General features: G+C 73.5%; 15 protein-coding genes. 3 read left to right on the forward strand and 12 right to left on the reverse strand.

The window, feature by feature from the left end:
* Positions 1-16 precede the first annotated feature (16 nt).
* The 4 genes from ACFT41_RS20240 to ACFT41_RS20255 all read right to left on the reverse strand — a co-directional run bounded on the left by ACFT41_RS20240 (position 17) and on the right by ACFT41_RS20255 (position 5,353).
* A complete protein-coding gene (locus ACFT41_RS20240; protein ID WP_377589711.1) occupies positions 17-2,527 on the reverse strand; it encodes an ABC transporter permease in 2,511 nt (836 codons plus the stop codon).
* On the reverse strand, positions 2,524-3,312 hold the full coding sequence (locus ACFT41_RS20245; RefSeq protein WP_377589710.1) for an ABC transporter ATP-binding protein: 789 nt from the start codon (positions 3,310-3,312) through the stop codon (positions 2,524-2,526). Before ACFT41_RS20245 ends, ACFT41_RS20240 begins: the two co-directional genes overlap by 4 nt.
* Before the next feature lie 149 nt (positions 3,313-3,461).
* Complete coding sequence (locus ACFT41_RS20250; RefSeq protein WP_377589709.1) at positions 3,462-4,127, reverse strand: response regulator; 666 nt, start codon at positions 4,125-4,127, stop codon at positions 3,462-3,464.
* The gene (locus ACFT41_RS20255) at positions 4,124-5,353 is read right to left on the reverse strand and encodes a sensor histidine kinase (RefSeq protein ID WP_377589708.1); all 1,230 of its coding nucleotides are present in this window, start codon (positions 5,351-5,353) and stop codon (positions 4,124-4,126) included. Before ACFT41_RS20255 ends, ACFT41_RS20250 begins: the two co-directional genes overlap by 4 nt.
* Before the next feature lie 273 nt (positions 5,354-5,626).
* Here ACFT41_RS20255 and ACFT41_RS20260 point away from each other — a divergent pair, with 273 nt between their 5' ends.
* Positions 5,627-6,658 carry a hypothetical protein gene (locus tag ACFT41_RS20260; RefSeq protein WP_377589707.1) on the forward strand — a complete coding sequence of 344 codons (1,032 nt, stop codon included), beginning with the start codon at positions 5,627-5,629 and terminating at the stop codon, positions 6,656-6,658.
* A 130-nt stretch (positions 6,659-6,788) separates the two neighbouring features.
* Here ACFT41_RS20260 and ACFT41_RS20265 read toward each other — a convergent pair whose 3' ends face one another.
* The 5 genes from ACFT41_RS20265 to ACFT41_RS20285 form a co-directional block, all read right to left on the reverse strand.
* Entirely contained in the window at positions 6,789-7,652 is an 864-nt protein-coding gene (locus ACFT41_RS20265) for a sugar phosphate nucleotidyltransferase (protein ID WP_377589705.1), read from the reverse strand.
* 205 nt (positions 7,653-7,857) lie between these two features.
* Complete coding sequence (locus ACFT41_RS20270) at positions 7,858-9,951, reverse strand: hypothetical protein (protein ID WP_377588507.1); 2,094 nt, start codon at positions 9,949-9,951, stop codon at positions 7,858-7,860.
* On the reverse strand, positions 9,948-11,522 hold the full coding sequence (locus ACFT41_RS20275) for a hypothetical protein (RefSeq protein WP_377588508.1): 1,575 nt from the start codon (positions 11,520-11,522) through the stop codon (positions 9,948-9,950). The genes ACFT41_RS20270 and ACFT41_RS20275 overlap by 4 nt, the downstream gene beginning before the upstream one ends.
* Positions 11,519-12,565: an Ldh family oxidoreductase gene (locus ACFT41_RS20280; RefSeq protein WP_377588509.1), complete on the reverse strand. Its 1,047-nt coding sequence runs from the start codon at positions 12,563-12,565 to the stop codon at positions 11,519-11,521. The genes ACFT41_RS20275 and ACFT41_RS20280 overlap by 4 nt, the downstream gene beginning before the upstream one ends.
* Complete coding sequence (locus ACFT41_RS20285) at positions 12,562-14,160, reverse strand: glycoside hydrolase family 3 N-terminal domain-containing protein (RefSeq protein WP_377588510.1); 1,599 nt, start codon at positions 14,158-14,160, stop codon at positions 12,562-12,564. The genes ACFT41_RS20280 and ACFT41_RS20285 overlap by 4 nt, the downstream gene beginning before the upstream one ends.
* A gap of 267 nt (positions 14,161-14,427) precedes the next feature.
* On the opposite strand from ACFT41_RS20285, the gene ACFT41_RS20290 reads away from it, so the two are divergent.
* Complete coding sequence (locus tag ACFT41_RS20290; RefSeq protein ID WP_377588511.1) at positions 14,428-15,831, forward strand: hypothetical protein; 1,404 nt, start codon at positions 14,428-14,430, stop codon at positions 15,829-15,831.
* Here the strand turns inward: ACFT41_RS20290 and ACFT41_RS20295 are convergent.
* On the reverse strand, positions 15,828-16,832 hold the full coding sequence (locus ACFT41_RS20295; protein ID WP_377588512.1) for a carcinine hydrolase/isopenicillin-N N-acyltransferase family protein: 1,005 nt from the start codon (positions 16,830-16,832) through the stop codon (positions 15,828-15,830). The genes ACFT41_RS20290 and ACFT41_RS20295 overlap by 4 nt on opposite strands.
* A gap of 150 nt (positions 16,833-16,982) precedes the next feature.
* Here ACFT41_RS20295 and ACFT41_RS20300 point away from each other — a divergent pair, with 150 nt between their 5' ends.
* Positions 16,983-18,284 (forward strand): SLC13 family permease, encoded by a 1,302-nt coding sequence (locus ACFT41_RS20300; RefSeq protein ID WP_377588513.1) that lies wholly within the window; start codon positions 16,983-16,985, stop codon positions 18,282-18,284.
* A 157-nt stretch (positions 18,285-18,441) separates the two neighbouring features.
* On the opposite strand, the gene ACFT41_RS20305 is transcribed toward ACFT41_RS20300, so the two are convergent.
* Entirely contained in the window at positions 18,442-18,675 is a 234-nt protein-coding gene (locus ACFT41_RS20305; protein WP_377588514.1) for a DUF6289 family protein, read from the reverse strand.
* A 127-nt stretch (positions 18,676-18,802) separates the two neighbouring features.
* On the reverse strand, positions 18,803-20,404 hold the full coding sequence (locus ACFT41_RS20310) for an asparagine synthetase B family protein (protein WP_377588515.1): 1,602 nt from the start codon (positions 20,402-20,404) through the stop codon (positions 18,803-18,805).
* Between the last annotated feature and the right edge of the window lie 3 nt (positions 20,405-20,407).

Here is a 20,407-nt window from a genome sequence, read left to right on the forward strand (position 1 = left end):
GGGCCCCTCCTTGCGCTCAGTCGCCGAGGGAGGACACGATCGGGCGGGCGAGGGCGCGGCGGGCCGGCAGGACGGACGCGGCCAGCGCGGCCAGCACCGCCACCGCGAGGATCAGCCCGAGCCGCCCCCACGGCAGCACCAGCGTGAACTCGCCGCTGAGCCGGGCCACCACCGCCATCGCCCCCGCGCTCACCCCGGTGCCGAGGCCCACCCCCAGCACCGCGCCGACCAGCGCCGTCAGCACCGCCTCGACGGCGAGCATCGCCCGCATCCGGCCGCGGGTCAGCCCGACCGCGCGCAGCACGGCGTTCTCCCGGGTGCGCTCCACCACCGACAGGCTGAGCGTGTTGGCGACGCCGACCAGTGCGATGACCACGGCCAGGCCGAGCAGGGCGACGACGAACGCCAGCGCCATGTCGACCGTGCCGGTGAGCGACTTCTTGTACGCCGCCTGGTCCATCACGTTCGCCGTCGGGTAGCGGGCCACCACCGACTCGACGGCCGCCCGGGCCCGCTCGGCGCTCACCCCGGCAGCCGGGTCGACCTCGGCGAGGAAGCCGCGCTCGGCCGGGAAGAGGCGGGCGAAGTCGGCGTCGAACACGTCGACGACGTGCCCGGCCGGTACGGGGCTGCCGGCCAGCGCCGGCCCGTCGTCGGCGACGACGGCGGCCACGGTGAACGGCCGCCCGGCCAGGGTGACGGTGTCGCCGACCGCCCAGCCCCGCGCCCGGGCCAGCTCCCGGTGCACCAGCACCCGGCCCGGCCCGAGCCGGTCGGCGTCGCCGGCGTCGACGGCGGTCAGGGTGCGCCCGACCAGCGCCGGGTGGGCGGCCCGCAGCTCGATCCCGTCGCTGATCCGGCTGCGCTGCTCGTGCACGACGCCCAGCTCGCCGCAGGCGGCCAGCTCGTCGACGAGCGGCCCGGGCAGGTCCCCGCCCACGCCGACGACCAGGAAGTCGACCCCGATCCGCTGGTCCACGGCCCGCTCGATGCCGGCCTTGACGCTGCCCGCCCCCACCACGAACGCCGACACCAGGCCGATGCCGATGACCAGGGCGGTGGCGGTCGCGGCGATCCGGCGCGGGTTGCGCACGGCGTTGGCCACGGCCAGGCCGGCGGTCGCCCCGAACAGCCGCCGCGCCGGAATGCCGAGGAGGCGCACCAGCGCCGGCACCAGCGCCGGCCCGAACAGCACGATGCCGAAGAACGCCAGCACCCCGCCGGCCGCGACCAGCGGCACCTGGCCGACGGCCCCGGCCGACGCCAGCGCCGCGACCCCGGCGGCGAGGACCAGCGCGCCCAGGGCCAGCCGTACCCGGCCGGCACCGCGGGTGGGCTGCACCGCCGCGTCGGTGAGCGCGGCCACCGGCGCGACCCGGGTGCCCCGCCAGGCGGGCACGGCGGCGGAGCCCACGGTGAGCGCGGTGCCCAGCAGCAGGCAGGCCAGCACGGTCTGTGCCGTGACGACGATCCCGCCGCCGGCCATCGGCACGTCGAGCGCGGACAACAGGGCGTCCAGGCCGACGGCGAGCGCCGCGCCGGCCGCCACCCCGAGCGCCGAGGCGGCCAGCCCGGTGATCGCCGCCTCCAGCAGCGTCGCCCGCAGCACCTGCCCCCGGGTGGCGCCGACCAGCCGCAGCAGCGCGGTGCGCCGGGTGCGCTGGGCGAGCACGATGGCGAAGGTGTTGGCGATGACGAACCCGGCCACCACCACGGCCACCGCCGCGAAGGTGAGCAGGAGCAGGTTGAACTGCCTCAGGTCGCGGACCGCGTCGTCGACAGCGGCGTCGAGGATCGCCCGCCGGTCCTTCACCGTCACGCCACCGCCGGCGTTCGCCGACGAGGAGCTCACGGCCTGGGTCACGGCCGCCACCCGCCCGGCCAGCTCCGCCGCCGGCACGCCCGGCGCAGCGGCCACCATGATCCGCCCGTAGCCCTCCTGCCGGGTCACGGCCAGGGCGTCGGGCCCGGCCAGGCCGATGAACGGCCCGCCGACGTCCCGGGAGGTGCCGGCCACGTCGACCGTGCCGACCAGGGTGTACGGGCGGGCCGCGCCGCCGCTGCCGCCCACGCGCACCGGCCCGCCGAGGGTGAACCCCTCCTCGGCGACGGTCGGCGCGTCGAGGACCACCTCGCCGGGGCGCTGCGGCAGCCGCCCGGCCACCACGTCGTACGACTGGAGGGCCGCCTCGGTGGGGATCGCGGCGACGACGGCGTACCCGAGGACGGGTCGGCCGTCGGGGCCGACGACCCCGGCGGTGCCGGCCAGCTCCCCGGCGGCGGCGCGCACCCCGTCGACCGCGCGCACCCGGTCCACGAGGGCGGGCGGGATCGGGTCCCGCCCGGCGTACACGGCGACGTCGGTGTGCCGGTCGAAGACGCCGGCCCGGTCGTACGCGCCGCGCTTCATCCCGTCGGTGAGGATCAGGGTGCCGGCGACGAACGCGACGCCGAGCACCACGGCCAGCGCCGACAGCAGCAGCCGCAGCGCGTCGGCGCGCATGGTCCGCAGGGTCAGCCCGATCACCGCCGCACCGCCGTCGCCGCGCCGGCCGGGGCCGGGTCGAGGCGGGCGAGCGCGTCGAGGACGGCCTCGGCGGTCGGCGCGGCCAGCTCGCGGACCAGCCGGCCGTCGGCGAGGAAGACCACCCGGTCGGCGCGGCTCGCGGCTACCGGGTCGTGGGTCACCATCACGACGGTCTGGCCGAGGGTGTCGACGGCCTCGCGCAGCAGCCGCAGCACCTCCGCGCCGGAGCGGGAGTCGAGGTTGCCGGTGGGCTCGTCGGCGAAGATCACCCACGGCTTGGTGATCAGGGCGCGGGCGACGGCGACGCGCTGCTGCTGGCCGCCGGAGAGTTCGGCGGGCCGGTGCCGCAGCCGGTCGGCCAGCCCGACGGCGGCGACCACCTGACGCAGCCAGCCCGGGTCGGGGCGGCGGCCGGCGATGGCCAGCGGCAGCACGATGTTCTCCTCGGCCGTCAGCGCGGGCAGCAGGTTGAACTTCTGGAAGACGAAGCCGACCCGGTCGCGGCGCAGCAGGGTGAGCCGCCGGTCGTCGAGCCGGCCGGTGTCGGCGTCGCCGATGCGTACGGTGCCGGCGGTGGGCCGGTCGAGGCCGGCGAGGCAGTGCATGAGGGTGGACTTGCCGGAGCCGGACGGGCCCATGATGGCGGTGAACCGGCCGGCGGCGAAGTCGACGTCGACGCCGTCGAGGGCGACGACCCGCGCCTGGCCGGCACCGTACTCCTTGCGCAGGCCGCGGGCGGTGACCGCGACGCCGGCGGCGGCGAACGCGGGAGGTGGTACGGACACGTGGTGCTCCCCGTGCAGATGTGGGCCTCGGACACCTGTCGACGCTAGGGGCGGCACCCGACGCGCCGCGTCCGCCCGCGCGCTCGACCCGCGTGCGCCCAGGGGTGCCCCGGCGGCGCGTGGCCGTACGACCTGGGTCGTACCCGCCGTCAGCTTCCGGGGGTGACCAGGCCGCTCTCGTACGCCAGCACCACGGCCTGCACCCGGTCACGCAGCCGCAGCTTGGCCAGGATCCGCCCGACGTGGGTCTTCACCGTCGCCTCGGCGACGTGCACCCGGGCGGCGATCTCGGCGTTGGACAGGCCCTGCGCCACCAGCAACAGGATCTCGCGTTCCCGCTCGGTGAGCTGGGCCAGCCGGGGGTCGGCGGCGGGGCCGGGGCCGAGCTGGCTGGCGAACCGGTCGAGCAGCCGGCGGGTGATCGACGGGGCCACCACGGAGTCGCCCGCGGCGACCACCCGGATCGCGGCGAGCAGCTCCTCCGGCGGCACGTTCTTCAGCAGGAAGCCGCTCGCCCCGGCCTGGAGGGCGGCGAACGCGTCGGCCTCGGTGTCGAAGGTGGTGAGCACCAGCACCCGGGGCCGGTCGCCGGGCCGGTCGGCGCAGATCCGCCGGGTGGCCTCCACCCCGTCCATGGTCGGCATCCGGATGTCCATCACCACCACGTCGGCCTCGACACGGCCGAGCACCCGCAGCGCGTCGGCGCCGTCGATGGCCTCGCCGACCACGGTCAGGTCGGGCTGGGAGCCCAGCACCATCCGGAACCCCGCGCGCACCAGCGCCTGGTCGTCCACGATCACCACGCGGACCGTCATGCCGCCACCTCCGTCCCGGTGCTCGACGGTAACGGCAGCCGCGCCTCGACCTGCCATCCCCCGGCCAGTGTCGGGCCGGCGGTGAGGCTGCCGTCGTACACCGTCACCCGCTCGCGCATGCCGACCAGGCCGTGGCCGCCGGATGGCGCGGGGCGGACCACAGGTCGGCCGCGCCCGTCGTCGACGACCCGGACCACGACGGCGTCGGGGGTGTGGGTCAGGCGCAGCGTGACGGTCGCGCCGACCCCGGCATGCTTGAGGGCGTTGGTGAGCGCCTCCTGCACCACCCGGTAGACGGTCAGCTCCAGGCCGGGCGGCAGGGCCGGCGGTTCGCCGGTGACCGTCGCGTCGACGCGCAGCCCGGCGGCGCGAAACCGGTCCAGCAGCTCGGGCAGCTCCGCCAGGGCCGGCCGGCGGTGCGTCGGCTCCGCCGACAGCCCCGCAGGTCCCGCGCCGTCCGGCCCGGCCGCCGGCTCGGGGGCGCTCGTCTCCCGCAGCACCCCCACCAGGCGGCGCATCTCCTCCAGCGCCTGCCGGCCGGTGTCGGCGACCACCCGCACCGCCTCCCGGGCGGTCTGCGGGTCGCGGTCGAACAGGTAGCGGGCACCGTCGGCCTGCACGATCATCACGGCCATGCTGTGCGCCACCACGTCGTGCAGCTCGCGGGCGATGCGGGTACGTTCCTCGGCCACCGCCGCGCGGGCCTCGGCCTCCCGCTCGCGCTCCAGCGTGGCGGCGCGTTCCTCCAGGCTGAGCACGTAGAGCCGGCGGGTACGCACGTTCAGCCCCATCAGCCAGACCGCAGCGGTGACCAGCCCGAACCAGATCGCCGAGGCCCACCAGGCGATGTTGTTCTCGACCTGGAGCGCGGCCAGCACCACACCGACGGCGGCGACGGCACCGGCGACGATGCCGTCGCGCAACCTCCCGGCGTACTTCACCACGCTGTACAGGGCGATCAGCACCGCCACGTCGAAGGCCAGCGGGCCCCAGCCGGCGACCACCTGGGCCCCGGCGAGCACGGCGACGGCCGCCGCCACCGCCGAGGGGTGGGTGCGCCGCAGCAGCAGGGCGACGGCCATCGCCGCCCCGACGCCGGTGGCCCACCAGCCGCCGGGCTGGTTGACCGCCCCGGCGAGGCCGAACAGCACCACGAAGCCGGAGACCGCCACGTCGAAGGCCACGCTGCGCAGCGGCCGACCGAACAGGATCCGCCTCACGGTCACCGAGCGTACGGGGCGGCGCGGTCGTGACGGCGGGTTGGGTGTACAGGAGTCGGCTGCGCCGCCGTTGATACCTCGCGGCGCGCACTTCTCAGATTCACGTTCCCCCGTATCCGGGAATTGCCACCTCCCCGGCAAATGCGGACGCCCTTTGAGCAATCGTCAATCTCGACCATTCCATTCATGGTGACCACTGCAATACAGTTGTCGAGCCGGGTCATCGGAGCAATTCTCCGCCACTCGGCCCACCACCATCACCATCGAAGGGGAATCAGCATGAGAATCGCGCTGACACATCCACGCCCTCGGCGTACGGCCCGACTGCTGTTCGGCGCCCTGCTGACCGCCGCGCTGGCGTTCTCCGTGAGCGGCACCGCCACGGCGGCGCTCGACAAGGGCGACTTCACCGCGAACGCCCGCACCGACGTCTACATGAAGGACACCTCGTCGGACACGGGCTACGAGCCGCACGGGGCCATCTACTCGTCGTTCTTCAGCAGCCCGGACATCAAGATCTGCCCGACCGCGGTCGAGTGCGCGTCGCACACGAACCCGGTCGTCGGGTCGACGAGCTACATTTTCGTGAACCTGCGCAACAATGGCCCGTACGGCTCCGGAATCAGCAACGGGACGCTGAAGGCGTACTACACCACCTCCGGTGGCGCCGCGAACTGGCCGACCCACTGGACGCCGATCGGCTCGAAGACCCTGCCGGTCGCGCCCGGGGTCACCACGACGTCGATCGCCTGGCCGAACGTGCCCTCCATCGGGCACTTCTGCCTGCTGCTGCGCTGGGAGTCGGCGACCGACCCGATGCTGTTCGAGGGCACCGCCACCTCGATCAACACGCAGTACAACAACAACATCGCCTGGAAGAACGCCAACACCGTCCCGGCGGGCGGCGGCGTGGTCACCGACCGGCCCTTCGCCATGGCGAACGCCCTGGCCGAGCCGGCGCCGTTCGACCTCGTGTTCCGGCCGGTCGGCGAGCCGGTCCCCGGTGTCAAGATCGTCGCCGACCTGGGGCCGGAGCTGTTCGAGCGCTGGCGGGCCGCCGGCGGGCAGGGTGACGGCATCCAGGTCGTCGGCCGGAGCGCCGTGCAGATCGTCGACCCGTACAAGGCGCAGATCAAGGGCCTGCTGATCAAGCCGGAGGAGCGGCCCGTGGTGAAGCTGAGCTTCGCCACCGGCGAGACCCTGCGGAAGGCGTACACCCTCCAGGTCGTCCAGGTCGGCCCGGCGCGCCAGCTCGGGGAGAGCTTCGACGTCGGCGGGGTGGACTACACCTTCGAGCCGCGCAAGGGCTGACGGGGGGGCCGGCGGCTGGGGTGCCGGGACCCTCCCCGGCCCGCCGGCCAACCGGTGCGACCGGCTGACCGCCGCCGCCACGCAGATGGCGGCGGTTAGCCGTGCCGGCAGTGGGAAGCCGAGCTCTGAGTCACTTCGACGAGTCCGACCGGATGCTCTGACCGGCAACGGCACCGCTCTGGGCCGCAGCGTTGTTGGCTGCGAGCCAGCCGGCGGGGTTACCGCAGTCGTGGTAATCGCCTGTGACGGGGTGGATCAGCACGTCGTGGTCGCGTGCGAAGGCGATCACGGCGTCGGTGGCCTGGTATTCGCCGTTGGGCGCTGGGGTCAGCTTCTGGAAGTAGGCCAGCGCGTGGGCGGGTAGCAGGGTGCGGCTGATGTTGATGTAGGCGGTCGGCTCGCCGTAGGCGCTCGGCTTCTCGAGCAGTTCGTCGAGCAGTTGGTGGCCGGCGACTGCGCGTGGGTGCAGGATGCCGTAGCGGTGGGCCTCGGTGCCGGGCACCGTGGCGGCGGCGAGCGCGGCCGGCACTGCGGCGGCGGTCCGGGCGGCGCTGAGGTCGGCCAGGTCCGATCCGCCGTCGCTGCGGAGGAGTAGGTCGTCGCCGGCGACCAGGAGGAAGTCGTCGCCGACGATGAAGTCTGCGGCGACGATGGCGGGCAGTGCGGTGCCGTACCGGTCGTCGCGGGGTTGTTCGAGGAACGTGAAGGTGGCCTGGGTGTGCAGGTCGGCGATGAAGGCGTACTTATTTTGCCAGCCGCGTGCGGTGAAGTAGTCCTTGAGGTCGCGGTCTTCGCTGAAGTAATGGCGTACTTGGCGGCCAGGCTCGCCTGGGGCGGTGACGATGGCGATGTCGCGTGCTCCGGCGGCGACGCAGTCGGCGACGGCGTAGGCCACTACCGGCTGGTTGAGGATCGGCAGCATGCACTTGTTGATCGTCTTGCCGATGGGGAAGAACCTGCTGCCCATTCCGGCGACAGCGATGACGGCCCTCACGCGTACACCTTTCGGTTGGTTGCCCGGCTGTCAAAGTGTGGCGACGACGCCTTCGAGGGCGACCACTCGCTCGTGCAGCGCTTCGAGTGAGCCGGGCGGACCCGTGCAGTTTACGCATCGCCCCGGCCGGATCCGGAGCAGTTGGTGAAAGCGTACGACGGCAGCGGATCGCCGGCCTTTCAGTGCCGGCGATCCGCTGCCTGCGTCAACGCGAGGTGGGTGAGGTGGACCTGACAGCGGGCTCGGCGGCGGCGGCTGCGGCCAGGGAGCCGGCGTGTCGGATGCGGTTCCAGGTAGGTGTCCGGCGTGTGCCGGAGTCGAAGCCGTGGCGCAGGGCCTGCCGATGGACCGCGGCGAGCATGGCGTCGTAGTCGCGCGGGGTGCTGCGGTGGCCCTCGACGTAGTGGTGGAGGGCGGCGACGCCGACTTCGGCCAGTGTGTGTCCGCTGCGCGCGATGGCGGCGAGGAGGTCGGTGTCGAAGGCGAGGCTGTGGTCGGTGACGATGGGTAGGGCGGTGCGCAGAGCGGCGGCGGGGAAGGCTTTGAAGCCGGCCTGCGGGTCGCCGATGTCGAGTTGGAGGAGATCGCGTACGGCTCGCTGGTAGAGCAGGGTGGTGGGTGTAGGGCCGGTGGGCGGATAGTAGCCGTGGAAGTCGGGACGGCGGCGGGAGCCGATGACGGCGCCGACGCCTGGTTCGTCGAGGGTGGCGACGTGCAGACCGAGTTGTTCCAGGGGATAGGTGAGGTCGAGGTCGGTGTAGGCGAGGACGCTGGAGCCGGTGCCGAGGAGTTGGGCAAGTCCCCACAGCACCGCGCCGCCTTTGGCGCTGGCGTCGTCGGGTCGGGCCGTGATGGTCACGCGGATCTGCGGGTGCTCGACCGTGGTGGCGCGGGCGGCGTGGTCGGTGCTTTCGTCGACCAGGAGGAGATCGGCGCGGGCGTCGGGGCACGCCTGCAGCAGCCAGGTCAGTTGGGCGATCTTGACGGTGAGCGCGTCGTCGCCGTGCTCTGGGTTGAGGCGGTGGGTTTCGTCGCGCATCGGTACGACGATGCCGAGGTCGATGCGGTCGTGCCGGGCCAGGACGGCGGCTTTGGAGCGGGCCGCCTTGATGGCGGCGACCAAGCCGTGCAGTTGGAGGTCTGCCGGGAGGTGGTCGCGGCGGTTCTTGGCGAGGGCGTGCACGAAGGCGATGAGGAGCCGGTCGTCGTAGTGCGGGAGAGGGCTGTGTGTCTGGTGGCCGGTGAGGTGATCGGCGACCAGGTGCAGCAGGGCGCGGCCGGCCGGGTCGGCGGCCCAGCACTGGTCGGGGGTGGGCGGGGCGTCGGCGTTTGCCCAGGCGGTGCGGACGTGCTCGCGGAGCAGGTCGTAGCCGGCCACGAGGGAGCGCTGGGTGTCGTCCCACCGTGCGCCGTCGTCGGTGGCCTCGGCGGCCCGCCACGCTTGCTCCCAGCCGGCAGGGTGAGCGCGGGCGGCGCGGGCGGTGGCAGTGAGCTGCTGCCAGTGGCGGCGGACGGAGGGCGATGCGCAGTCCGGGTCGTCGTCTGAGGAGAGATGAGCGGCGGCGGTTTCGGCCAGGGCGAGGGCTTGGCCGGCCTGGGCTGGGGTGTCGGCGGCAGCGGTGAGCGCGTCGAACCATCGCTCGGCGGCCAGGGTCAGCCCGCAGGTGTGGTGGGCGAGGTCGTGAATCGTCTGCTCTCGCCGGGTGAGCAGTTCGGCGCGTACCCGACGGTGGTGGGCGCGTTGGAGGGCGGCGGCGCCGGCCAGGTCGACCGGGGCGTGGTCGGTGCGAGCGGTGAGCAGGGCGTGCAGCGCGGTCTCGGCGGGGTCGGTCAGGATGTCGGCGTGTAGCAGCAGGGCCAGCAGTTCACCGAGTACACCGGGATTCGCCGCCCTGGCTGACTGTCGGAATCGTTCGCTGGCCAGGTAGGCGCCGTCGATGGTCTCGGGACGGTGGGCGAGCGTCGCCATGGTGCGGGCGAAGGTGTGACACATCCCCGGTGTGGCATCGTCGGGGAAGAAGAGCTTGTCTCGCAGGACCCTGGTCGCCCGCTTGGCCTCGGGGCGGTGGGCGACCAGCAGCGCGAGCGCGGCGAGCGGTAGGTCCGTGCGGTCGTCGAGCGCCCGGGTGATCCGGCCAGCAGCCGACGCCGCGGTGACCGACAGTAGCGCCCGGATGGTGGCCGGGTCCGGGTCGGCGGTTGCGGCCAGTTGTATCGCGAGTTCGACGTCGGCGTCGTGGTCGTTGTTCAGCAGCGGCGAGTCGGTCAGGGGGAGGAAGACGCGGGCGGCGGCGGTCATCGGGTGATCCTTGCGGCGACGAGTTCGGCGGCTTGCCGGGCGGTGTGCACGGGAAAGAGCAGGTTCTGGCGCAGGAACGTGCGTTCGAACGGGCTCAGGGCTGTGTGCACGACGGCTGTGGTGACAGTGATGTCCACGCGTGCGCCCTGCTTGCCGACGCGTTCCAGCAGGTGCCGCACGGTTTCCTCGTCCGGTGGCTGCGCTGCCGCGCACATCTGGTGCTGGGCGGTGGGGCAGCGCAGGCGGCAGTTGGTGGTGGGCTGGTCGTAGTGGCCGTTGTAGTCGGGGAGGTGGCTGCCGCGCTCCACGGTGCGCCCGCAGGATGAGCGTTTCAGGACCGCGGGCCGCAGGTGGGTGGGGATGTCGGCGTACACCTCGTCGAACGCGGCCATGATCCGCGACTCGGTGCCGGCGGTGAGCAGCTTCTTGCCCGGCGTGAACGAGCCCGTGGGCAGGGGCAGGCCGTAGGACATGAAGGATTGGATGTGGTCGTCGGCGAACTTCAACCCGCCGAGGACGACGGTCCGGGCGCCGGCGTCTCGGAAGATCTGCCAGACGTGCCGCAGGTGGGCGTCGGTGGTGTTGAGCCCTTCGGCGATCGGCCGGTAGTACGCCAGTACGTTGATCTTTTCCGATTGCAGGATGCGGTGCAGGAAGCGTAGTCGGCGCTCTCGGTGGGGCGGTTCGATCGACTCGGGCATGGCGGCGTAGCAGACGTTGACGTCGAGGTCGACGTGGACGAGGGATTCCAGGCAGTCGATCTGCTCGTCGGACAGGGTGTATTTGGTGATGCACGAGATGCGGTTGGTCAGGCCGAGGTCGTCGAGTAGTTGCAGCGCACGCCAGGTCCGGGGCCACAGCTTCGGCAGGAACGCCTCGGAGGTGGACATGTGCAGGCCGATGGGTGTGTGGTGCGGGGTGAACCAGGGGTGCGACAGCAGCCGCGCGACGACGTCCTCGGGTTCGAGGAAGCCGGTGGGTTCCCAGGCGCCGAGGTAGCCGTCGACGGTGTCGCCTTCGCGCCGGTAGCAGTAGGCGCACATCAGAGGACAGCCGATGCCGAAGTCGGCGGACATGCCGCCCTTCATCTGCGAGATCATGTAGCTGGTGTTCAACCCGTCGGGGCCGGCGGTGGCCTGGCTCGCGGCGATCTGCTCTGCGGTGGCGATCGGCGTGAATCCGGCTGGCAGTTGTGCCTTGAGCGCGTAGGGGGCGTCCGGGGTGCCGACGACGCCCGGCCAGGCGAAGGTGCAGCGCAGCGCGAATCCCAGGGCGTCGCTCTGGGCGGCGTCGAGGTGATGGGTGCGGGTCAGCGCGGCGATGGTGCGGGCGGGGAGTTCCTGCAGCGGGATACGGCGGCCGGTGGGTTCATGCAGCAGTCGATCCGCGTGGACGTCGGTCAAGGCATGTTCCAGGGGTCCGTCGGCGAGCTGGCGTGCCGCGTCCACGACCCCGTAGGGGTCGGTGAGGTCGAGGACGGCCTGCAGATCGCGGGCGACGGCAGATCGCGCCGCGCTGCGGTGGAGGGCTGGCGGGCTGCCGTGGGTCGGTGGGCTGGTCGGGATGGTCACATCTGCTCCTTCGGTGAACTGGGGGTGGACGGTGTCGGTCGTGCCCATCCGTGGGGTGCGGGGACGTTCAGGCGGCGGCCGGCGTCGAGGAGGGCGGACAGGTCGCTGGCGTTGAGGCGGACGCCGTCGTGGAGGGTCCGGTCGCGGTGGGACCAGGCACGGTCACCGGGCATTCGGGCACCCTGCTGACGCACCGCGTCGGCGAGGGCGGCAACGCCGGTTGTTAGTGCATAGGCGGTGCTGAGACGGCGAGGGTCGAGGGCCATGATGAGCAGTCCTCGCCCGTCATCTCCTGTTGGCACGGGGGCGCTGCCGGTCAGCGCGCCGACCAGCAGCTCCAGGACGATCGCGAGGGCTTGGCCGCGCTCGCCTGCGGGCAACAGAACGGTGGCGTGAGTCGGGTCGTGGGTTGCTCGGCCGTCCGCGTCGAGGGCCGTTCCGTCGGGAAGGGGCTGGTCGGTGCGGGCGAGCTGGTGCAGGCTGCCCCAAGACGTCGCGGCGGCGGCTAAGTCCACCAGCACGGGGCGCTGCCGATCCGGACCCGGCACGGCGACCGCCAGCGCGCTACTGCCCAATACCGGCGTGCCGGTACCACCGTGCAGGGCGACGCTGCGCGCCGACGCCTGAGCGGCGACCACACCCACCAGCCCACTTCGTGCGACCTTCGCGGCGGGAATGCCGAGCGCCCCGATATGACCGGCCCGATGAACGGTCACGGCGGCGATCCCCCAGCGCTGGGCACGCAGCATCGCTGCGGCGGCCGCCGTCCGGGCAGCCAACGGTCCCGGAGCCAGGTCGGCGTCCACGACCCGGATCGCGTCCTCGTCGCGGACGGCCCGGATGAGCGGACGCGGGTTTAAGCGGCCGGTGCGCAGCTTGTCGAGGTAGGTGGGGGCCAAGCGGCTGCCGTGGCCGCAGATGCCGCGCAGGTCAGCCTCAACCTGGGCCTCGGCCATCACCCTCGCCCCGACGCGGGTCATTCCCGCCGCCTCGTACAGGCATTGCAGGTAGCTGGCGAGATGCCGGGCGGGAACTGGGGTCACCACGACGCCCCGCCCACCGGTACGGCCCCATGGGCGCGTCCGTCGGCGAGCAGGATCCGGTCCACCGCCGCGACGCTGGCCCGGTGCGGACTGAAGGCGGCGATCAGCACCGTCGCGGACGAGCCGGCTAGGTCGTCGACGTCGCCGAACGCGACCTGAACCACGGTCCGTCCGTTCACGGCGAGTCGCGTGGCCTCCTCGGCGGCCCGGCTGGAGTCCGCCGTGGTGCGGGTGTCGTAGCCGTAGACGATGACCGGGCCTGCTGTCGGCACCGGAGCGCCGGCCGGCACCTGCAACACACGGTGGTGCGCGGCGAGCTGGATGGGCAGATAGTCCGGTGTGTGGCGAGCGCTGTCGGCCCGTCGCTGTCCGACGTCGGGCACCCGCACCAGGGTCAGGACCGTGCCGGGTGGCATGTTCAGCGGAAGAAGATGGCCGCCGCGTACGACCGCCACCGACCGGTCCGCGATCCGGTCCGCCACCTGCCGGGCTGAGGCGTTCGCCTGCGGCCACTGCGGTCGGTGCGCGCCGGGCGTCAGACCGTAGCGCTGGTGCAGCGCTCGTACGCGGGCGACGGCCTCGCCGATGCGTTGACGGTCGATCACGCCGTGCTCGACCGCGGCCGTCAGCGCCCGCACCAACTCCGCGCGGCGCTGCTGTGCCGTCGCCGGGTGCGCCACTGGGCTTCGTCCCCGAGAGACCTCCGAGTCCAGCATCACGACGTCCACGCCGGCCGCTACGGCGGCGATCGCCGCCCGGGCCACGCCGCCCAGCGGTTCGTGTACCGCGGGGATAGACAGGTTCTCGCTGACCACCACGCCGCCGAAGCCCAACTCGTCGCGCAGCAGGTCGAGCACACGCGGAGATGCCAACGCCGGCCGGTCGTCGAGCGCGAGCACGGTCTGACTGCCGACCATCACGCACGCGACCTGCGCGTCGATCGCGGCCTGGAATGGAAGCAACGCACCGGGGTCAAGCCGGTCGAGCACCGGCGCGGCGTGGTGCGGGTCCACGCGGATCCCACCCAGCCCGGGGAAGTGCTTGGCAGTCGCCGCGACACCCGCGGCCTGCAAGCCGCGCACGAACGCCGCCGCCAGCAGCGCAACCCGCTCGGGGCCCGAGCCGAAGGAACGGGTACCCACCGCGGCAGGTGCCGGCCAGGCCGTGGTGTCGCACACCGGCGCCAGGTTCCAGGCCAGCCCCACCGCCCGCAGCTGCCCGCCGATCGCCGCGCCGGCCATCTCGGCCAGGTCCTCGTTCCCCGCTGCCCCGAGCGCCAGATTCCCGGGCAACTGGGCCACGCCCGGCCAGTCCAGCGCGTTCAACCGGCCGCCCTCCTGATTGGCGCTCAGCAGCAGCGGAAGCCGGCCAGCGGAGTTCTCGCTCGCCCAGCGGGTGACCTCATCCAGCACCACCGGACTGCCGACGATGGCTTTGCTGATCCGACCCGGCTCCCCCATCAGTGGCTCGCGTCGTGACGGGCCGCACCCGCCACCGGGATGAAGCGACATCCGGCCAGGACGCACCAGCAGGTCGATGTCAGCGGCGAGGCCAGGATCGACCTCGACCGGCTTACCGAGAAGCGGACGCGGCATGGAAGCTCTCCCTCACGGCCGTGAACCCGGCGAGCGGGCATCACCTGCAGGGCAGCGGGCACAGCCGCCGAGGTCCGGCCGGCGCCCACACATCGACCTTCGCCGGAACCGGACAGCGGGGGCAGGCCCCGGCGAGGTGCCATCGGTGCGGTCCGCTCAAAACCTGGTGCGGTTGGTGCGGTTGGTGCGCTTGCTTCTCCGCCACCAGTACGGGCCGCTACTGTCAGTCGCGGCTGCACCTGCGCCACCCGGAAGGGGGCTCCAACCGTGCAAGGCGACCCCACTGCTGCCCGCGGTAACCAGCGGCTGGCCGGCCTGCTCAGCGATGCGCAATGGCGGCCCGAGGCCCTGGCACGACGGATCAACGCCGCCCTGATGGCACGTGGCAGCAGCCGCAGAGTCCACCCCAAGACCCCCTACAAGTGGATCTCCGACGGCGCACTACCGCACGGCGACATCCCCGAACTCGTCGTCGAGGTCCTGTCCGCCCAGCTCAAGACAGAGCTGGCGTTCGAAGACGTCTGGGGCGTGACCGCCCCGCGTCCGCGTCCGGCGCTGCCGGCGAACCACGCGATGGATCTACCCTGGGACAGCAACGGACTGCTCAGCCTCGTAGGAGGACCCGTGCCGACCCGTCGCACCATCATCGCCGTAACCGGCGCCGCGCTGACCGCCCCCGCATGGGCCGCGCTCCACCAACCCGCCCCGGACCTCTACTCCACCGCAACCGAGGGCGGGCCCGTCAGCCCACCCCTGCTAGACATGATCGACAACCTCGTCGCCCACGCGCAGCAACTCGACGACCATCAGGGCGGCGCCGCCCGCGACTTCGTCCACGACCAGTTCACCGCCGTGGCACGGCTCCTACGCCGCGCCTCCTACAACGCCGCCGCCGGCCGCCGGCTCGCCGCCGCCCTCGCGCAGCTTGCCCAAACCGCCGGATTCATGGCCTTCGACGCCCACGAAGACGGCCTCGCCCAACGCTGGTACCTCACCGCCCTCCGCACCGCCCACACCGCCGCCGACCCCGGCCTCGCCGCCAGCGTTCTCGCCCTCATGTCCAACCAAGCCGCCGACCGCGGCCACGCCCTCGACGCCCTGCAACTCGCCGCAGCCGCCCAAGAAACCGCAGCGACCGCCCCACCGGCCGTACGCTCCCTGGTCGCCGCCCGCAGCAGCCTCGCCCACGCCGTCGCCGGCGACCTCACCAGCTTCCACCGCACCCGCGAGGACACCCTCACCCACCTCGACACCACACCCGACACGCCACTACCCCGCTGGGCCTCCTACATCGACCGCATCGAACTCGACGCCATCACCGGCCGCGGACTGGTCGTCCTCGCCGAACAACTGCCCCAACAACGACGCAAGCTCCTACGCCACGCCGAACGACTGCTACACGCCCGAGCCCACACCAGCCCCGACGCCCCACCGCAACGCTCCGCCCTGCGCCACGGGGCCTGGCTCAGCCTCGCCCACCACGCCACAGGCGACCTCGACCTCGCCGTCGACACCGCCCGAATCGCCCTCAGCCGCCTGCCCGCCGTCAGCTCCGCACGCAGCGTCGCACTGCTGCGCCGCCTCCACGACGAGCTCACCCCCTCCAGCGCCCGCTCCCCAGCCGTGCGGGACCTCCTCCACGACCTGCGGCACCTTCCCGCGCCGCTCTAGGGCAGGATCACCGGGAGGCGATACTCGTGCTCGGTGCCCCCGGCGGTGCGCAGGTGGATCTCGCCGGTGCGCAGCCCGTAGGTCACCGACCAGCGGGTGTGGCCCTGCCGCACGTCGTTGAGCAGCTCCAGCGCCGCCCGGTCGTCGACCACCCCGCCGGCCTTCGTCAGGGCGGCGGCGAGCACGCCGTAACGGTGGTCGGTGCGCCGGCGCTGTTCGGGTACGCCGACCACGGGCACGTTGGTCAGCGCCTGCCAGCCGCCCCGCCCCTTCTCGACCCGCATCGCGCCGTCGACGAACTCGACCACGGCCGAGGCTCCGGTGGCGTCGGCGAGCAGGTAGTGCAGCGGGGGCCCGCCGTCGAAGTCGAGGTTGTGCCGGCCGAAGACGGCGACCGCCTCGTCGACCGTGGCGGCCTGGTCGAGCACCAGTCGAAGGATGCGTACTGAACCGACGGTGGGCTTGCCCGCCTCCGCCCGGACGGTGGCCCCGTCGTCGGCGGCCAGCCCGACGGCCAGACCACGCTCGTTCATGCCGTCGAACGGCAGCAGGGGCGCGTTGAGCAGCCGGCGGTCCCCGGTGGGGTCGGCCCCGACGCCGAGGTAGGACATGTCCACCAGGGAGACCGTGGCGTACCCGTCCGGTGGGTCGGTGCGCAGCACCAGGGCCGGGTTGGCGTCCCAGTCGAAGTTGCGGGCGAACAGCGGCCGATTCGGGTCGCCCGAGGCGGCGAAGAGCGAGCAGCCGAACGGGCTGGGCGGCGCGGCGTCGGTGCCGACGGTCGGGTCGTAGTCGCCGACGTAGGTCATCTCCCACATCGGCAGGTCGTCGACCCGGCGCAGGCTGGCCAGGGTCCGGTCGGCCTGCGCCGGGTCCTGCCGGGACGCGGTGGGCATGCCGGCCGGCGGACTCGCGGGCGGGGCGGCGGCGGTCTCGGGGGCGGAGCAGGCGGTGACGGCGAGCAGTAGGGCCAGGCCGGCCCCCAGGAAGGTCCTACGCATGATTCCTGAACGCTAGGTCAGCCATCGACCGTTGTCCACCACGGCGGGGCTGCCGACGGGACGGTCGACCAAGCGGCGGCGGGAGTGCCCGGTCACAGCGGCGCGGTGGACCGCCGGGTCAACCCTGCCCCCGTGCGAGGATCAGCCGCCGTGGACCCTGACGGCGGCCTGCCGACCGCACCGACCGGTGGCGACCGGCCCGGACCGCCGGCGCGGCTGCCCGGATCGACCGGCCGCGCCCGACGCCGGCCGCAGGACCGTCCGCTGGAGCGGCTGCGCCTGCTGCACCCGCTCGACCGGGTGGCGCTGGTCCTGGCCCTGGTGGGGGCGGCCTGCGCGCTGACCGGCCTGCTGCCGCGCGCCGAGACCGTGGCCACCCTGGGGCGCGTCCTGCCGCTGCTGTTGTTCCTCGGCACGGTGGTGGTGCTGGCCGAGCTGACGGCGATGGCCGGCGTGTTCGACGTGCTGGCCGGCCGGCTGGCCCGCGCCGCCCGGGGCAGCTATCCGGCCCTGTTCGTGCTCTGCGTCGGCTTCGCCTCCGCCACCACGATCGCGCTGAACCTGGACACCACGGCGGTCCTGCTCACGCCGGTGATGCTGGCCCTGGCGCGCCGGCTGGGCATGCCGCCGCTGCCGCTGGCCCTGACCACCGTGTGGCTGGCCAACACGGCCAGCCTGCTGCTGCCGGTGTCGAACCTGACCAACCTGCTGGCCGCCGACCGGGTCGGCCTCGACCCGCTGCCGTACGCGGCGCGGATGGCACTGCCGCAGGCCGCCGCGATCGCGGCCACCATGGCGCTGCTCTGGGTCGGCTACTGGCGCCGGGGGCGGCGCGGGGCCGACCGGTTCGTCGCGCCCGGGCCGCACGTACCCGCCGATCGGGTGCTGTACCGGATCGCGCTCGCCGGCTGCCTGCTCCTCGTGGCCGGGATCCTCGCCGGGGTGGAGGTGGGGATCGCCTCCGCGGCGGCCGCCGGGCTGGTCCTGGTCGGTTTCGCCGCGCGCAACCGGGGCGCGCTGCGCCCGGCGCTGGTGCCGTGGCGGCTGCTGGTCTTCGTCACCGGGTTGTTCCTGGTGGTGCAGACCCTCGGCCGGTACGGGCTGGACGACCTCGTCGGCGTGCTGCTCGGCCCGGACGGTGGGGCGCTCGGAGCGTTGCGGGCCGGCGGGACGGGCGCGCTGCTGTCCAACGTGGTGAACAACCTGCCCGCGTACGTGGCAGGCGAGGCGGTGCTCCCGCCCGGCGACCCGACCCGGCTGCTGGCCCTGCTGATCGGCACGAACGTCGGCCCGCTGGTCACGCCGTGGGCGTCGCTGGCCACCCTGCTGTGGTACGAGCGCTGCCGGGCCGCCGGGGTGGCCGTGCCGCTGGGCCGGTTCCTGGCCGCCGGTGCCCTGCTCGCGGTGGCCGCAACGCTCGCCGGGGTGGGCGCGCTGCTGCTCACCGGCTGAACCGTCGCGCCGCCGGATCGGGGGCGGGCGGAGCGGGCCACCCCGATACCGGGTCAGCCCGCGTCAGTGCGCCGGCACGCGGGCGGGCTGACGGCGGGGCGGCCGTCGGGCCGCCCCGCCGCGGGCCTGCGGCCCCGACCGGGGCCGGCGGCAGGACTCAGCAGGGGCTCTCGACGAAGGTCGGGTAACCGGAGCGGACGCCCCAGGTGTAGGTCGTGCCGGCGCAGCTCTCGTACTTCTCCCCCAGCACGGTGGTGTGGCTGGAGTCGGAGTAGTAGGTGGTCACGCACTCGTGGTCGATCCGGCAGGCGCGGGCCTGGGCCGGCGAGCCGGGCACGACGAGCACGGAGGCGCCCACCAGGGCGGCGGTCAGCAGCACGCGACGGATCACGGTAGTCCCCTTCCGGCGACGGGTGGGGCGTCACGCCCGGGGTGACTCGTCGTCCCACCGGCCGCCTGTGTATCGATCAACGTAGTGGTCCACAGTGGCCCGGGGCAACGGTGGTAGGGGTGGGCCGTCAGCCGACCGGGGTCCGGCGGGTGGCACGCGGGCCGACCAGCCGGCGGACCACCGGCGCCGCGTTCCACTTCGCCGCACCGACCAGGTCCCGGGCGTGTTCCAGCACCGTGTAGTCCGGCCTGGCCAGCCCGTCGGCGATCGCCCGGTCCAGGTCGTTGCCGCAGCGGGTGAGCACGCTGTCGAAGTCCCGGCGGACCGGGTCGAGCAGGTGGTAGCCGAAGGAGCGGTGCAGCCGGGCGAAGAGCGGCTTGTAGAGCCGGGCCCGTTCGTGCAGCCCCGACGAGTACGACATCGGGTTCTTCGGCCGCCGCCGCACGTAGTCGGGCAGCACGTCGGCGAACGCCCGACGGACGATCCACTTCTCCTGGCCCTCGCGCAGCTTCAGCCCCAGCGGCAGCCGCATCGCCAGCTCCACCACGCTCAGGTCGAGGAACGGCACCCGCGCCTCCACCCCATGGTCCATGCTCGCCCGGTCCACCCGCTGCAACTCCGTACGGCAGAGGTTGCGGATCCTGTGCAGGAACAGCCGGCGGGCCCGCTCGGGGCCGACCTGGTGGTACATGGGGTAGCCGCCGAACAGCTCGTCGGAGCCGTCGCCGGTGAGCACCACCTTGACGCCCAGGTCGCGCAGGCGGCGGAAGATCGGCACCGAGACCACGGCGTTGATGATGTCGCCGTACTCGGTCAGCTCGGAGATCCGGATGGCCTCCCGGACGTCGGCGAGCCGGATGTCGCGGGGGCGCAGCTCGACCACCTCGTGCGGCACCCCCAGGTCGGCGGCGAGCCGCCGGGCGTATGCCACGTCGGGGCTCCCCGGCGCCCCGACGGTCACCGCCACGCAGTCGGGGTGCAGCTGGTGGGTGTGCAGCAGGGCGAGCGAGCTGTCCAGCCCGCCCGAGAGCACCACGCCGACGGTGAGGTCGGTGTCCAGCCGCATCCGGATGCTGTCGGTGAGGGCGGCCCGGACGAGCAGGGCGGCCTCGTCCGGGTCGTCCACCACGGGCAGCCCGTCGCCGAGGGTGAGCAGGTCGACGTACGGGAGCAGCCGGACATGGCCGCCCGGCTCGGCCCAGCCGTGGTGCCCCGGGGGCACCTCGGCGACCGGGGCGCCGTGCCCCACCAGGGCCTTGACCTCGCTGGCCAGGTGCAGGCAGCCCGGCACCCGGGACCAGTACAGCGGCTTCACCCCGAGCGGGTCGCGGGCCAGGTAGGCCCGGCCGGTGGCCCGCTCGACCACGACGAAGGCGTACTCGCCGCGCAGCCGCCGCACCGCGTCCTCGCCCCAGCGTTCGAAGGCGGCGAGCACCACCTCGGTGTCACTCTCGCTGCGGAACGGGTGCCCCAGGCGGGTCAACTCGGCGCGCAGCTCCCGGTGGTTGAAGACCTCGCCGTTGTAGCAGAGCAGGAGGCGCTCGTCGGCGGAGACCCAGGGCTGCACCGCCCGTTCCCGGTCGACGATCCGCAGCCGGCGGATGCCGGCGAGCAGGCCGGCCTCCCGGCGGGTCTCGGTCACCTCACCGCGCGGTGCGAGGACGGCCAGCATCCGCCGGAAGGTGGCCGGGTCGGCCTCGGTGCCGATGCTCAGGGCGATGCCGCACACGGC

It is taken from the genome of Micromonospora sp. NPDC057141 (genome assembly GCF_042670805.1).
In the GTDB taxonomy this organism is placed as follows: Bacteria; Actinomycetota; Actinomycetes; order Mycobacteriales; family Micromonosporaceae; genus Micromonospora.